We start from the raw sequence: 14,130 nt of genomic DNA, 5'->3' as shown, positions 1-14,130 counted from the left end.
ACAGATCGTGCATGATTGATGCACTGGTGCATGAGCGCAGGTGGAGGGGGCATATACGGTGGCCGACACAGCCGGTACGAGGCCGGACCCGGAGTCCTGGGGCGCGCTGCTGGCACCGCGCCTCGCGCAGTTCGCGGCCGTGGCGCGGCACGAGCATGTGACGCGCGCCGCCCAGGAGTTGGGCATGCCGCAGTCGACGCTCAGCCGCGCGCTGGCCCGCCTCGAAGCCGATCTCGGTGTCGCCCTCTTCGCCCGCCACGGCCGCGCCGTCCGCCTCACCCGCGCCGGGGTCACCTTCCGCGCCGCCGCCGAGCGGGCGCTCGCCGAGGTGGAACGGTCCGCCGAGTCCGTACGCCTCGACGCCGATCCCGACAGCGGGCGGGTCGCCTTCGGGTTCCTCCACACGCTCGGGCCCGAGACCGTCCCCTCCCTCCTGCGCGCCTTCCGCGCCGAGTATCCGCGCGTCCGCTTCCAGCTCGTGCAGACGTACGGCGAGGCCATGCTGGAGCGCCTGCGGCTGGGCGAACTCGACCTGTGCCTGACCTCACCGGTGCCGGACGAGGCGGGTCTCGTCGTCCGCAAACTCGACGAGCAGCGGCTGCGGCTCGTCGTCCCCGCCGGGCACCGGCTGGCCGGCCGCAAGCGCGTGCGGCTCGCCGAGGCCGCCGCCGAGGCGTTCGTCACGCTCGAACCGGGCTACGGGCTGCGGCGCATCACCGACGCCTTGTGCGCCGAGGCCGGGTTCACCCCGAGGGTCGCCTTCGAGGGCGAGGAGGCCGAGACGCTTCGGGGGCTGGTCGCCGCCGGGCTCGGCGTCGCCGTCCTTCCCCCGCCGGCCGTGCCCCGGCCCGGCGTCGTCGAACTCGACCTCACCGGGCGACGTGCCGTCCGCGAGATCGGTCTCGCCTGGCTCGACGGCGCCCCGGCCCCGCCCCCGGTCGCCGCTTTCCGTGCTTTCCTGCTCGCCCAGACGGGCACCCTTCTGCCGGCCTGAGCCGGTCTCCTGCGGAGGGCGAAGCCCGACGTCTTTGGGGCGCGGCCCCTGTACGGTTCCTTGGCGTGGGACGCCAGCCCATGTTTTTAGGGGCGCGGGGAACTGCGCGCTCAGCCACGACGGCGGCGCGGGTAAAAAACCGCCCCAGTGGGGCAGACGCTGTGTGTTTCGCGACCACCGGCCTGTGGTGGGCTGGTCGCGCAGTTCCCCGCGCCCCTAAAAGCACGTGGCTGGCGTCCGGGCGAAAGGTGGTGCGGCCCGGTGGGGGGCGACCTCCCCGGGGGGGCGGGTCAGACGCGGAGGGACTTGCCGAAGCCGGAGGCCAGGGGCATGCGGAGGCCGAGGGGCGGCGGAGCCGCGAGGGCGTCGGCGATGGGCCGGGCGTGGGGCCGGTCGAGAAGCGAGCCGAGGACGAAATCGGAGGTGAGGGCGAAGACCTCGCTGCGGTGCTGGTGGAGGCCGTGGCCGTCGGAGTGCACCTCGAAGCGGCAGGTGTCGCGGTTGACCTTCTTGAGGCGTTCGGCGAAGCCGTAGGAGATGTCGGGCGCGGTGGACTCGTCCTCGGTGCCGTGGACGAGCAGCACGCGCCGCCCGATGAGCTGCTTGACCGGCTCGGGCTCGGCACCGCGCGGCAGCCACGGAGAGAGCGCGACGACGGAGGTCACGGCGGGGTGACCGGCGGCGTGGAGGGCGGCCCGCGCGCCCATGTCCATGCCGACGAGGCAGACGGGCACGTCACCGTAGCGCCGTACGGCCTCGCCGACCGCCCACTCGGCGTCCTCCGCCGGATGCGCGTGCCCGCCGTTCCAGCCGCGGAAGCGGTAGTGCACGACGTGCGCGGCCACCCCGTCGGCGGCCCCCTCGCGGACGAGATGGCGGGCCAGCGGCCACATGACGGCCGCCGCCACCGGGGAGCGGCGCCGGGTGCTCAGCGCGTCACCGCCGGGCAGGGCGAGCACGACGGCGCGCACCGTGGCGCCGGTATCGTGTTCGCGCTGCCTCGGCGCGGGCACCAGCCCGGACGGCACCGGGCGGCCCAGTCGTGCGCCACGCGCCGGTAATGCTTGGGAAGCCATGGCGCAACGATGGCAGACGCAGGGGTGTGCACTGTATGGCCGGGCGGAAAATTGTTGGGCGCAGCGCGATATCTACGCGCGTAGGGGCTATCGTTTGAGCATGCAGAACCCCAAACCGAGCACTCCCACCCCGGAACAGATCCGCCGCGCCCCCAAGGCGCTGCTCCACGACCACCTCGACGGCGGCCTGCGCCCCGGCACGATCGTGGACATCGCGCGCGCGACCGGTTACGACGCGCTGCCCGAGACCGATCCGGACAAGCTCGGCGCGTGGTTCCGCGAGGCCGCCGACTCCGGTTCGCTGGAGCGGTATCTGGAGACGTTCGCGCACACCTGCGCCGTGATGCAGACGCGGGACGCGCTGGTACGGGTCGCCGCCGAGTGCGCGCAGGACCTGGCGGCCGACGGCGTGGTCTACGCCGAGATCCGGTACGCGCCCGAGCAGCACCTAGAGCGCGACCTGACCCTCGAAGAGGTCGTCGAGGCGGTCAACGAGGGCTTCAGGGAAGGCGAGCGCCGGGCGCGCGAGGACGGCCACCGCATTCGCGTCGGCGCGCTGCTGACCGCGATGCGGCACGCCGCCCGCTCCCAGGAGATCGCCGAACTGGCCAACCGCTACCGGGACCTGGGCGTCGTCGGCTTCGACATCGCGGGCGCCGAGGCCGGTTACCCGCCCACCCGGCACCTGGACGCCTTCGAGTACCTGAAGCGCGAGAACAACCACTTCACGATCCACGCGGGCGAGGCGTTCGGCCTGCCGTCCATCTGGCAGGCGCTCCAGTGGTGCGGCGCCGACCGGCTCGGGCACGGCGTGCGGATCATCGACGACATCTCCTCCGACGGGCGCGGCGACCATGTCAAGCTCGGCCGCCTGGCGTCGTACGTGCGCGACAAGCGCGTGCCGCTGGAGATGTGCCCCACCTCCAACCTCCAGACCGGCGCGGCCAGCTCGTACGCCGAGCACCCGATCGGTCTGCTGCGGCGGCTGCACTTCCGGGTCACCGTCAACACCGACAACCGGCTGATGTCCGGCACCAGCATGAGTCAGGAGTTCGAGCACCTCGTGGAGGCGTTCGACTACACCCTCGATGACATGCAGTGGTTTACCGTCAATGCGATGAAATCAGCGTTCATCCCTTTCGATGAACGTCTGGCCATGATCAATGAGGTGATCAAGCCGGGGTACGCGGAGCTGAAGGCCGAGTGGCTGTTCCGGCAGTCGGCCGCCGCACCGACCCTGGCCAGCGATTCCGTGCCCGACGAGGGCTGACGGAACACCTTCACGGCGCGGCCGGCCCGAGGGGTGACGGCCGCGCCACGCCGTTTGCACGGCCGGTCAACATCTGACTACGTTCCGAAGTCATGCAGACCCGTACCCAGAAGACCCTCGCCACCACCGCGCTCGGCCTCGCCTTCGCCGCCGCCGCGGCGGGCACCGCCTCCGCTGCCTCCCTCCCGGCCCTGCCGATCACCGACCAGGCCGGTTCGCTGCTCGGCCACGCCGGTTCGCCCACCGTGCTCGACGGGACTCCGGTCGGCACCGCCGCCAAGCTCCTGCCCGGCGCCGCCGACAGCGCCAACGGCGCGCAGCAGGCGCTGACCAACGGCACCTCCGCGCTCCCCGGCAACCCGGGCAAGCTGCTGCCCTCCGGCAACCAGGTCAGCCCGGCGAACGGCCTCCTCGGCGGCCTCCCGGTCGGCGGCCTCACCGGCAAGTAGGCCGCGGACACGTCGGCGCGTCTCCACGTACGCACGTAGGCACGTCTCCACGTCGGCACGGAGCAAGCAGGCAGGCACCGGCCGGAGTACGTACCGCCTCCGCGCGTACCGCCTCGGTACGTCGGCCGACCGGTCAGACCCCCACGGGCCGCGCCCCCGCCGAGCGATCCTCGGCAGGGGGCGCGGCCCGCTTGCGTGCCTCGCGCCTGCGCAGCGCGCGCCGCGCGGGCGGCACCACCAGGAGGTGCGCCAGCGCCACGCCCGCCGTGTTGAGCAGCAGCGCGTCCACGTCGAAGAGCTGGCCCGGCACCATCGTCTGAAGGAACTCCAGGGTCAGCGACACCATCAGCGAGGCGAAGACCGTCCGCGCGAAGGACGCGAAGCCCGAGGTGCGGACCCGGCCGCCGGCCATCGGCAGCAGCACGCCCAGCGGCGCGAGCAGCCCCAGGCCCTCGGCGATCCGCCGGGCCGCCTCGCCCGCGCTCATCGCCAGGTCGGCGCGGATCGTGCCGAACGGCCGCAGATTCGGCGCGGGCACCCACGCCACGTAATGCGGACGCAGCAGCAGCCAGGCGACGAAAGCGAGGTACGCGGCGGTGAGCAGCAGCCCGGCCGCGCGCACCCTGAAACTGGAGCCTTCGTGCCGCACGCCCTCCAAGACGCGGCTTCACCCCACCGCGGTTCCCGCGCTGTCCGCGGCGTCCGGGCGGGTCCGCAGGTCGGGCGTGCAGGCGTAGCGGCGCGGCTTGCTGTCGGGGTCGTCGCCGCCGAGCACCACACCGCCGTCGCCGGTGACCGACGGGTCGTCGACGAGCGTGCAGACGATCTGCGCGAGCGCGAACGACGGCAGCTCGTCCACCGGCTGGTTCAGCCGCAGCGCGTTCTCGGGATCGCCCTTGAACGGCCCCAGGATCTCCAGGCTGCCCGGCACCTCGGTGGAGAAACCGGCCTGCGCCTCGGCCGACAGCGGGCTGCGCTGCAACTGCGCGACCAGCTCCCTGACCTGCGTCAGCCGGTCGATCCTGCCCGGCCGCAGCGTCACATTCCGCTTGACCGGCGTGGTCTGCATGCTGCACACCAGATACACCTGGCGTACGACGGTGTCCGTCTCCGGCGCCTTGCCGTCGCGCGGCACCGCGCACGACACCCGTGACGGCGCGGGCCCCGCGTCCACCGGGACCGTGGTCGACCGGATGCCGCAGCCGCCGATCAGCGGCAGCGCGGCGAGCAGGACGACGGCCAGCACCTTGTGTGGCGCATGTCTCATCCGGCCGAGGCTCATCGGGCGGCGTCTCATCGAGCGGTGGTTCATCAGGCCGTATCTCGTCGGGCCGTATCTCGTCGGGCGGTGTCTCGTCGGGCGGTATTTCGTCGGGCGGTGTCTCATCGCGCGTCACCGCCGGGCCCCTGCGACGTGCCCGTGGCGCCCGAGCCGTTCGCGCCCCCGTCGCCGTCCACGTCGTCCTCGTCCTCGTCGGTGCGCGGCCTGACCGGCAGCCGCAGCGTGAAGACCGCGCCGCCGTCCGGGGAGTTGGCCGCCGTGATGTCGCCGCCGTGGATGTGCGCGTTCTCCATCGCGATCGACAGGCCGAGACCGCTGCCCTCGGAGCGGGCGCGCGAGGCGTCGGCCTTGTAGAAGCGGTCGAAGACATGCGGGAGTACGTCCTCGGGGATGCCGGGGCCGTGGTCGGAGACCGCGATGACGACGTCGCCGTCCGCGCCCCCCTCCCTGCGCAGGCTGACCCGGACCGGGGAACCGCCGTGCTTGAGCGCGTTCCCGATCAGATTCGCCATGATCACATCCAGCCGTCGCGGGTCCAGGGTGGCCAGCAGGCCGCGCGGCGCGTCCAGTTCGACCGAGTCGACCCACGCCCTGGCGTCCATGCAGGCCATCACCATGTCCGCGACGTCGACCTCGTCGACCCGCAGCTTCGCGGTGCCCGCGTCGAAGCGGGTGACCTCCATCAACGTCTCCACCAACTCGTTCAGCCGCCGCGTCTCGCTGACCACCAGCCGTACCGCCGGGGCGATCATCGGGTCCAGCGCCTCCGCCTCGTCCTCCAGCACATCGGTGACCGCCGTGATGGCCGTCAGCGGGGTGCGCAACTCGTGCGACATGTCGGCCACGAAGCGGCGGCTGGCCGCCTCCCGCGCGCTCAACTCCTCGACGCGGCTCTCCAGCGCCTCGGCCGCGCTGTTGAACGTCCGTGACATCTCGGCGAGTTCGTCGGTGCCCGACACCTTCAGCCGGGTGTCCAGGTGGCCTTCGCCGAGCCGCTGCGCCGCCTCACCGAGCCGCCGCACCGGACGCAGGACGGTCGAGCCCGCCGCCTGGGCGAGCAGCGCGGCGCCCACCAGAGCGAGCAGGGTCGCGATCCCCAGCGACCAGGCGAGGGAGTTGAGGTCCTTGCGCTCCGCGTCCAGCGACTTGAGCATGTAGCCGGTCGCGCCGTCGTCGTTGATCCGCGCGCCCGCCACCAGATACGGGCGGCCCTGCAACGAGATGCGCATCCACCGCAGGTGGTAGCGGTTGTGGTCCTTGGCGTCCGGGGTGTTGACCGCCCGCTGCAACTGCGCGGGCACGTCGTCCAGCGTGAACACGTCCCGGTTGGAGGGCGCGGCGCACGGCGCGTTGTCCCGCGTCGTGTCGATCAGCACCACCTGGTACGTGTCGGGTCCGCCGATCCGGCCCGCCGCGGTGTTCAGCGACTCGCAGGTCGGCGAGACCGGCAGCGAGGCCGCGTTGCGCTGCAAGGAGTCACGGAAGTCGTTCAGCGCGCTGTTCTGCGCGCGGGTCAGCACCGCGTCGCGGTTGAGCCAGTACGCGATGCCGGAGACGGAGACGGCGGCCGTGAGCGCGACGGCCGCGAAGACCGCGACCAGGCGCAGCCGCAGACTCGTCCAACGCACCATGCCGGGCGACCAGTTCCAGCCCCGGTCGCGTTCCTGGCCGGTGGCGGAGCCGGTACCGGTGCCGGTGGCGGTGACGGTGCCGTCGGAACCGCCGTCGTCCGAAGGGCCGTTGTCGGTCGGGCCGCTCTCGGAGGGGTCGTCGTGCCGATCCTGCCGGTCGTGCCGATCCTGCCCGCCGTGCCCGCCGTGCCCGTCGCCGAACCGCGATGTCACTGGGGCGTGTCCAGGCGGTATCCCACGCCTCTGACCGTACGGATCAGGGTCGGTGACGACGGCACGTCCTCGATCTTGGCGCGCAGCCGCTGCACACACGCGTCGACGAGACGCGAGTCACCGAGGTAGTCGTGCTCCCACACCAGACGCAGCAACTGCTGCCGGGACAGCGCCTGTCCCGGCCTGCGGCTCAGTTCGAGCAGCAGGCGCAGCTCGGTCGGCGTGAGCTGAAGGTCCTCGCCGTCCTTCGTCACCGTCATGGCACTGCGGTCGATGACGATCGCGCCGAAGGCCGCGGAGTCGGTGCTGTCCCGCTCGCCGCGCCGCAGCACCGCCCGGATGCGGGCGTCGAGCACCCGCGGCTGCACCGGCTTGATCACGTAGTCGTCGGCCCCGGACTCCAGCCCCACCACCACGTCGATGTCGTCGCTGCGCGCGGTGAGCAGGATGATCGGGAGCTGGTCGGTACGGCGGATGCGCCGGCACACCTCGAACCCGTCGATCCCCGGCAGCATCACGTCCAGCACGATCAGGTCGGGGCGCTGCTCCTTGAGCAGCTTCAGGCCGTCCTCGCCCGTCGCAGCGGCCACCACGCGGTGACCCTGACGGGACAGGCCGAGTTCGAGGCCCGTACGGATGGCGTCGTCATCCTCGATAAGCAACAGGAAAGGCACGCCGGTCATTGTTGCCTAACGACGGCGTCCGCATGAAGTGCGGGGACCTTCCGCCCTGACATGACCCTGTCCGCGTGACCTGCTCGTGACCTGCTGACCGGCGGTGCCGCAGCCGGGCCGACCGGCCGGTCACGCGGCGCGCGGCCTCTGTGACGGGCCTGTGACACTCGGCGGACAGCGTCATGAAACTGGCCCGGCAGTCTGTTGTCACATCGGAAGAGCGCACGCCGTACCGGATGCGACGCCGAAGACCACGCATCAGGTTCCAACGACGGGGGCGGGACATGAACACACTGCACATCACCACCGACACCGCGGTTCATGCGACGCACACGCACTCGGCGCACTCCACGGGGACCTGCGCCGTCCGCACCACGGAGAAGTCCGGCGCCGCGAACGGACGGGGGTACGTCCGCGGCGCCGTACGCGGCACCTCGTACCCGACGAGCGCCCGGCACCGCCCGCCGTTCATGGCAGCGGTCGACAGCGGCGCCGAGCACCAGGCGAAGCCCGTACCGTCCGCGACCACCGCCGACCAGCCGTCCGGCACCTTCGACGGCGCCGCCGCCCGCACCCCGGCGCGGGCCGAGGCCGAAGCGGCCTTCACCGCCTACGTCCAGGAGCGCCGCGCGTCGCTCTACGCGACCGCGTACCACCTCACCGGGGACCGCTTCGCGGCCGAGGACCTGCTCCAGAGCGCCCTGTTCTCCACCTACCGGGCCTGGGACCGGATCAGCGACAAGGCGGCCGTCGGCGGCTACCTGCGGCGCACCATGACCAATCTGCACATCAGCGCCTGGCGGCGGCGCAAGCTCAGCGAGTACCCGACGGAGGAGCTGCCCGAGACGGTCGGCGACACCGACGAGATGGGCGGCACCGAACTGCGCGCCGTCCTGTGGCAGGCGCTCGCCCGGCTGCCCGAGCAGCAGCGCACCATGCTCGTGCTCCGCTACTACGAGGGCCGCACCGACCCCGAGATCGCCGACATCCTCGGGATCAGCGTCGGCACCGTCAAGAGCAGCATCTGGCGCTCCCTGCGCCGCATGCGCGACGACGAGGCCCTGAGCTTCGGCCGCGACGAGGAGGACGCCTTCGGCGAACTGGTCGCCTGAGGGCCGTCCGAGGCCCAGCTCAAGGCCAAGGATTTCCACACGCCGGTACGGGGGCCGGTCGGGGGGACACGGGGGGACACGGGGGAGCAGGGGGGAAACGGGGGGGTACCGGGGGGTACGGGGGAGCAGGGTCGGACGGCCAGGGGAATGCCGTCCGGCCCTGTCGTACGTCCGCTGCCGTACAGCTCTACGGCTTTGCGGCTTTATAGCTCTACGGCGTCACGCCTCGGCCGGGACGCGGGGCAGCGGGGGCGCGGGGGTGACGGCCGCGGCGATACGTTCCAGCGCCTCGTCACGGCCGCAGGGGTGGCAGCCGAGAGCGGTCTGACGGGCCACGATCGCGCGTTCCGCGCGCATGAGATTCCAGCCCCTGCGGACCAGGAACGGCACCGACTTCCGCGCCTCGCGCAGATCCCGTACGAAACGCCGGCGCGCCGTCGTCGTCGGGCGTCCGCGCAGGCACAGCGCGTCCGCGAGCAGCCCCAGCTCCCGGCAGCGCCCGGCGATCTCGGCGGCGAAGATGCCTTCGGCGACGAAGACGGGCGCTCCGCCGAGGTCGAGGCGGGTACGGCCGGTGACCGAACTCGTCGCGATGTCGTAGACCGGGGTGTCGGCGGCGCTGTCCGCGCAGAGCGCGGCCACGGCCGCGAGCGCCGCGTCCGCGTTCCACGAACCCGGGGCGTCCCAGTCGGTGCCCGCGCCGCTGGGCAGGGCGGGCAGCGTCGGGTCGTCGCACGCCTTGTAGAAGTCGTCGAGGGCCAGCACCGGCAGTCCGGCACGGGTGGCGAGGGACGATTTGCCGGACCCCGAGGGGCCGGTCAGCAGGATCACACGGGAGCGAAGCGACACCGGGGATGAACTCACGGAGAACAATTGTCCCGTATCCCCGGCCGGGGGACGACCCGCCGTAGGACAACTACCCTGCGCGGTCATTGCGTTACGCTGTGCCAGGAAGACTCCCGTCGACAGGAACCGGTCCATGCCCTCGCTCCGTACCGCCCTCGCCCTGACCCTCACCGCCGCCGCGGCCGCCGTCGTCGTACCGGCCGGTGTCGCCGCCGCCGATCCCCTCGCGGCGGCCCAGAGCGCCACCGACGCCCTCCCGACGTCCGACGTCACCTCCGCGCTCCCCACCCAGTACGTCACCGGCGCACTCGGCGCGGGCGTCGCCCCCGTCCGCGACCTCACGATCGATCCGTTGAGCAACACCGGTGTCGACCCGCTCGACAACGCCGTCGGCTCCCAGGTCGCCGATTTCCACCCCGTCTCCACCTCCGCCGTGACCGCTCCGATCACCAACGGGGGCTCCCTCGGCACGCTTCCCCTGGTGGGACCTGTCACGGGACTCCTCCCGCACTGAGCGGTTCCTTTGCCGGGGACGGCAGGCCGATTTTTCAGGGGCGCGGGGAACTGCGCGGCCCGCCCCCACCGGCCGGTGGTCCGGAGACCACCGATCTGCCCCTCTGGGGCGGGTGGTGACGTGCACGCACGTCGTGGCTTGTCGCGCAGTTCCTCGCGCCCCTACGGGGGACCCGTCAGGCGCCGATGGGGTGCCAGACGGTTTTGGTCTCGAGCCACGCGGTGAGGCGGGAGAGGCCGGGGTCCGTACCCCAGTCCTCCGGCGCCGGACGGCGCACCCGCTTCAGGTTGTCGGCCGCGCTCCGCTCCAACTCGGCGGCGAGGTCCGCGTCGGCGCCGGTGAGGTCGAGGCCGTTGACGTCCTGGTGGGCGCCGAGGGGCGCGGCGATCTCGGAGGTGCGGCCGGAGAGGATGTTGACGACGCCGCCCGGCACGTCGGAGGTGGCGAGGACTTCGCCGAGGGAGAGCGCGGGCAGTGGCGAGCGCTCGGAGGCGACGACCACGGCGGTGTTGCCGGTGGCGATCACCGGGGCGAGGACCGAGACGAGGCCGAGGAAGGACGAGTCCTGGGGAGCCAGGACGGCGACCACACCGGTCGGCTCGGGCGTCGAGAGGTTGAAGTAAGGACCGGCCACCTGGTTGGCGCCCCCTACCACCTGGGCGATCTTGTCGGTCCAGCCCGCGTACCAGACCCAGCGGTCGACGGCGGCGTCGACGGCGGCCCCGGCCTTCGTCTTGGAGAGCCCCTCGGCCTCCGCGACCTCGCGGACGAACTGCTCGCGCCGCCCCTCCAGCATCTCCGCGACGCGGTACAGCACCTGCCCGCGGTTGTACGCGGTCGCGCCCGACCAGCCGGACACGGCCTTGCGGGCGGCGACCACCGCGTCCCGCGCGTCCTTGCGGGACGCCTGCGGCGCGTTGGCCAGCCAGGCGCCGCCCTTGGAGTCCGTCACCTCGTACACCCGGCCGCTCTCACTGCGGGGGAACTTGCCCCCGACGTACAGCTTGTAGGTCTTGAACACGCTCAGCCGAGCGTCGCGGACGTCAGACATCGAGGTACCCCTCCAGGCCGTGCCGACCGCCCTCGCGGCCGTAACCGGACTCCTTGTAGCCGCCGAAGGGGGAGGCCGGATCGAACTTGTTGAACGTGTTCGCCCACACCACACCGGCCCGGAGCTTGTTCGCCATCGACAGGATGCGCGAGCCCTTCTCGGTCCAGATGCCCGCGGACAGGCCGTACGGGGTGTTGTTGGCCTTCTCGACCGCCTCGGCCGGGGTGCGGAAGGTCAGCACCGACAGGACCGGGCCGAAGATCTCCTCGCGGGCGATGCGGTGCGCCTGGGTGACGCCGGTGAACAGCGTCGGCGCGAACCAGTAACCGGCGTCGGGCAGTTCGCACGCCGGGGCCCAGCGCTCGGCGCCCTCCTCCTCACCGGCCTGCGCCAGCGCGGTGATCCGGGCCAACTGCTCGGCCGAGTTGATCGCGCCGATGTCGGTGTTCTTGTCCAGCGGGTCGCCGACCCGCAGCGTCGCCATCCGCCGCTTGAGCGCGTCGAGCACCTCGTCCTGCACCGACTCCTGGACCAGCAGCCGGGAGCCCGCGCAGCAGACATGGCCCTGGTTGAAGAAGATGCCGTTGACGATGCCCTCGACGGCCTGGTCGACCGGGGCGTCGTCGAAGACGATGTTCGCCGCCTTGCCGCCCAACTCCAGCGTGACCTTCTTGTCCGTGCCCGCGACCGTACGGGCGATGGCCTTGCCGACCCCGGTGGAGCCGGTGAAGGCGACCTTGTCCACGCCCTCGTGCGCGACCAGGGCCGCGCCCGCGTCCCCGTACCCCGTCAGGATGTTGACGACACCGCGCGGGAGGCCCGCCTGGCGGCAGACGTCGGCGAAGAACAGCGCGGACAGCGGGGTGGTCTCGGCGGGCTTGAGCACCACCGTGTTGCCCGCGGCCAGCGCCGGGGCGATCTTCCAGGCCAGCATCAGCAGCGGGAAGTTCCACGGGATGACCTGGCCGGCCACGCCGAGCGGGCGCGGGTCGGGGCCGTAGCCCGCGTACGCCAGCTTGTCGGCCCAGCCCGCGTAGTAGAAGAAGTGCGCGGCGACCAGCGGGAGGTCGACGTCGCGGGTCTCGCGGATCGGCTTGCCGTTGTCCAGCGACTCCAGCACCGCCAGTTCGCGGGAGCGCTCCTGGATGATGCGGGCGATCCTGAAGAGGTACTTGCCGCGCTCGGCGCCCGGCAGCGCGGACCACTTCTCGAACGCCTTGCGGGCCGCCTTCACCGCGCGGTCCACGTCCGCCTCGCCCGCGCGCGCGACCTCGGCGAGGACTTCCTCGCTGGACGGCGAGACGGACTTGAAGACGGTGCCGTCGGCGGCGGCGGTGAACTCGCCGTCGATGAACAGGCCGTAGGAAGGCGCGATGTCGACGACGGACCGCGACTCGGGCGCGGGCGCGTACGCGAATTTCTGGCCGGGTCGCTGGCCGGGATTCCGGCCGGGATTCTGGCCGGGCCGCACGCCGGGCTGGCCGGTGCTCTGGTCGGTGCTCTGGTCGGTCATGGTTTTCAGTCCACCGTCACGTAATCGGGACCGGAGTACCGGCCGGTGCTGAGCTTTTGACGCTGCATCAGCAGATCGTTGAGCAGGCTGGAGGCGCCGAAGCGGAACCAGTCGGGGGACAGCCAGTCGTCGCCGAGCGTCTCGTTGACCATCACCAGGTACTTCACGGCGTCCTTGGAGGTCCTGATGCCGCCCGCGGGCTTCACTCCGACCTGTACGCCGACGGCCGCGCGGAAGTCGCGGACCGCTTCCAGCATGAGCAGGGTGTTCGCGGGGGTCGCGTTGACCGCGACCTTGCCGGTCGAGGTCTTGATGAAGTCCGCGCCCGCCAGCATCGCCAGCCAGGAGCAGCGGCGGATGTTGTCGTACGTCGCCAGCTCGCCGTTCTCGAAGATCACCTTCAGGTGGGCGGCGCTCTCGCCGTCGGGGCGAGCGCACGCCTCCTTGACGGCGCGGATCTCCTCGAAGACATCCATGTAGCGGCCGGACAGGAACGCGCCGCGGTCGATCACCATGTCGATCTCGTCCGCGCCGGCCGCGACCGCGTCGGCGGTGTCGGCCAGTTTCACGTCGCGCGCGACCCGGCCGGCCGGGAAGGCCGTCGCCACCGAGGCGACGTGCACGCCGGAGTCCCCCAGGGCCTCTTTGGCCGTCGCCACCATGTCGGGGTACACGCAGATCGCCGCGACCTTCGGGGTCGTGCGGTCGGTCGGGTCAGGACGCACGCCCTTCGCGCACAGCGCCCGGACCTTGCCGTGCGTGTCCGCGCCCTCCAGCGTCGTCAGGTCGATCATCGAGATCGCCAGGTCGATGGCGTACGCCTTCGCCGTCGTCTTGATCGACCGTGTGCCGAGCGACGCCGCCCGTCCTTCCAGGCCCACCGCGTCCACCCCCGGCAGTCCGTGCAGGAAGCGGCGCAGGGCGCTGTCCGAAGCGGTCACATCCGACATCGTCGCCGTACGGCGCGCGGCATCGGGATCATAGGCGGGGACTACCGGCGTAGGCGGCGGCGAAGACATGGTCACCACCTCAGCATATCTACGCGCGTAGCAACCCGCCACCCCCCTCCGGGCGAGGGTTCCCCCACCCTCGACGGCCCCCGATCTCCCGGGGCTCCCCACTGAACCCCTCTCCGCCTTGGGCGGCGGGCCGATCTTTTGGGGGGCGCGGGGCTGTGTCCGACCTGCGGCTGCCGCCGCGTGGGCGCTCCGCTTAGGTCACCACTGGCCCCGGGCCCCGGTTGTTTCCCGGCCTCCGGCCGGTGGTGGGTTGCTCGCGCAGTTCCCCGCGCCCCTGGCGGGGCGGGGCCCCTTTTGCCCGGGCGGTGGGCCGGTCTTTTGAGGGGCGCGGGGGACTGCGCGGTCAGCCATGGCGCTCGCGCAGGTCACGACCGGTCCCGGCGGGGCAGTCCGGTTGTTTCCCGGCCTCCGGCCGGTGGTGGGTTGCTCGCGCAGTTCCCCGCGCCCCTGGCGGGGCGGGGCCCCTTTTGCCCGGGCGGTGGGCCG

General features: G+C 72.2%; 14 protein-coding genes. 5 read left to right on the top strand and 9 right to left on the bottom strand.

Going from position 1 to position 14,130, the window contains the following annotated elements:
• Window positions 1-58 precede the first annotated feature (58 nt).
• Window positions 59-994 (top strand): LysR substrate-binding domain-containing protein, encoded by a 936-nt coding sequence (locus ACFY9V_RS26780; RefSeq protein ID WP_391163309.1) that lies wholly within the window; start codon window positions 59-61, stop codon window positions 992-994.
• Between the two features lie 290 nt (window positions 995-1,284).
• Here the strand turns inward: ACFY9V_RS26780 and ACFY9V_RS26775 are convergent, their stop codons facing one another.
• The gene (locus ACFY9V_RS26775) at window positions 1,285-2,070 is read right to left on the bottom strand and encodes an alpha/beta hydrolase (RefSeq protein ID WP_391050530.1); all 786 of its coding nucleotides are present in this window, start codon (window positions 2,068-2,070) and stop codon (window positions 1,285-1,287) included.
• A gap of 100 nt (window positions 2,071-2,170) precedes the next feature.
• Between ACFY9V_RS26775 and ACFY9V_RS26770 the strand changes: the two genes are divergently transcribed.
• Together ACFY9V_RS26770 and ACFY9V_RS26765 are read left to right on the top strand one after the other, a co-directional pair.
• A complete protein-coding gene (locus tag ACFY9V_RS26770; protein WP_391163308.1) occupies window positions 2,171-3,340 on the top strand; it encodes an adenosine deaminase in 1,170 nt (389 codons plus the stop codon).
• Window positions 3,341-3,432: 92 nt separating this feature from the next.
• Window positions 3,433-3,789, top strand: a complete 357-nt coding sequence (locus ACFY9V_RS26765; RefSeq protein ID WP_391163306.1) for an ATP-binding protein — start codon at window positions 3,433-3,435, stop codon at window positions 3,787-3,789.
• Window positions 3,790-3,922: 133 nt separating this feature from the next.
• Here the strand turns inward: ACFY9V_RS26765 and ACFY9V_RS26760 are convergent, their stop codons facing one another.
• The 4 genes from ACFY9V_RS26760 to ACFY9V_RS26745 form a co-directional block, all read right to left on the bottom strand.
• Window positions 3,923-4,411 carry a VanZ family protein gene (locus tag ACFY9V_RS26760; RefSeq protein ID WP_355336902.1) on the bottom strand — a complete coding sequence of 163 codons (489 nt, stop codon included), beginning with the start codon at window positions 4,409-4,411 and terminating at the stop codon, window positions 3,923-3,925.
• A 45-nt stretch (window positions 4,412-4,456) separates the two neighbouring features.
• Window positions 4,457-5,056, bottom strand: a complete 600-nt coding sequence (locus ACFY9V_RS26755) for a hypothetical protein (protein ID WP_355336903.1) — start codon at window positions 5,054-5,056, stop codon at window positions 4,457-4,459.
• A 116-nt stretch (window positions 5,057-5,172) separates the two neighbouring features.
• Entirely contained in the window at window positions 5,173-6,702 is a 1,530-nt protein-coding gene (locus tag ACFY9V_RS26750; protein WP_355337212.1) for a HAMP domain-containing sensor histidine kinase, read from the bottom strand.
• 209 nt (window positions 6,703-6,911) lie between these two features.
• Entirely contained in the window at window positions 6,912-7,589 is a 678-nt protein-coding gene (locus ACFY9V_RS26745) for a response regulator (RefSeq protein WP_188279231.1), read from the bottom strand.
• Window positions 7,590-7,873: 284 nt separating this feature from the next.
• Between ACFY9V_RS26745 and ACFY9V_RS26740 the strand changes: the two genes are divergently transcribed.
• Window positions 7,874-8,701 carry a SigE family RNA polymerase sigma factor gene (locus tag ACFY9V_RS26740; protein ID WP_391163304.1) on the top strand — a complete coding sequence of 276 codons (828 nt, stop codon included), beginning with the start codon at window positions 7,874-7,876 and terminating at the stop codon, window positions 8,699-8,701.
• A 219-nt stretch (window positions 8,702-8,920) separates the two neighbouring features.
• On the opposite strand, the gene ACFY9V_RS26735 is transcribed toward ACFY9V_RS26740, so the two are convergent.
• The gene (locus ACFY9V_RS26735) at window positions 8,921-9,565 is read right to left on the bottom strand and encodes an ATP-binding protein (protein WP_391163303.1); all 645 of its coding nucleotides are present in this window, start codon (window positions 9,563-9,565) and stop codon (window positions 8,921-8,923) included.
• 115 nt (window positions 9,566-9,680) lie between these two features.
• Between ACFY9V_RS26735 and ACFY9V_RS26730 the strand changes: the two genes are divergently transcribed.
• Window positions 9,681-10,061, top strand: coding sequence for a hypothetical protein (locus tag ACFY9V_RS26730; RefSeq protein ID WP_355336906.1), 381 nt, complete (start codon window positions 9,681-9,683; stop codon window positions 10,059-10,061).
• 175 nt (window positions 10,062-10,236) lie between these two features.
• Here ACFY9V_RS26730 and ACFY9V_RS26725 read toward each other — a convergent pair whose 3' ends face one another.
• The 3 genes from ACFY9V_RS26725 to deoC are packed head-to-tail and all read right to left on the bottom strand — an operon-like array spanning window position 10,237 to window position 13,575.
• Complete coding sequence (locus ACFY9V_RS26725; protein ID WP_391163302.1) at window positions 10,237-11,112, bottom strand: aldehyde dehydrogenase family protein; 876 nt, start codon at window positions 11,110-11,112, stop codon at window positions 10,237-10,239.
• Complete coding sequence (locus ACFY9V_RS26720) at window positions 11,105-12,625, bottom strand: aldehyde dehydrogenase family protein (RefSeq protein ID WP_391163301.1); 1,521 nt, start codon at window positions 12,623-12,625, stop codon at window positions 11,105-11,107. The genes ACFY9V_RS26725 and ACFY9V_RS26720 overlap by 8 nt, the downstream gene beginning before the upstream one ends.
• A gap of 5 nt (window positions 12,626-12,630) precedes the next feature.
• A complete protein-coding gene (gene deoC / locus ACFY9V_RS26715) occupies window positions 12,631-13,575 on the bottom strand; it encodes a deoxyribose-phosphate aldolase (RefSeq protein WP_355336909.1) in 945 nt (314 codons plus the stop codon).
• Between the last annotated feature and the right edge of the window lie 555 nt (window positions 13,576-14,130).

It is taken from the genome of Streptomyces sp. NPDC008317 (genome assembly GCF_042955955.1).
Classification (GTDB): Bacteria; Actinomycetota; Actinomycetes; order Streptomycetales; family Streptomycetaceae; genus Actinacidiphila.
Note: the sequence above shows the minus strand (reverse complement) of the source record. Positions and strands in the feature narration are given on the sequence as shown.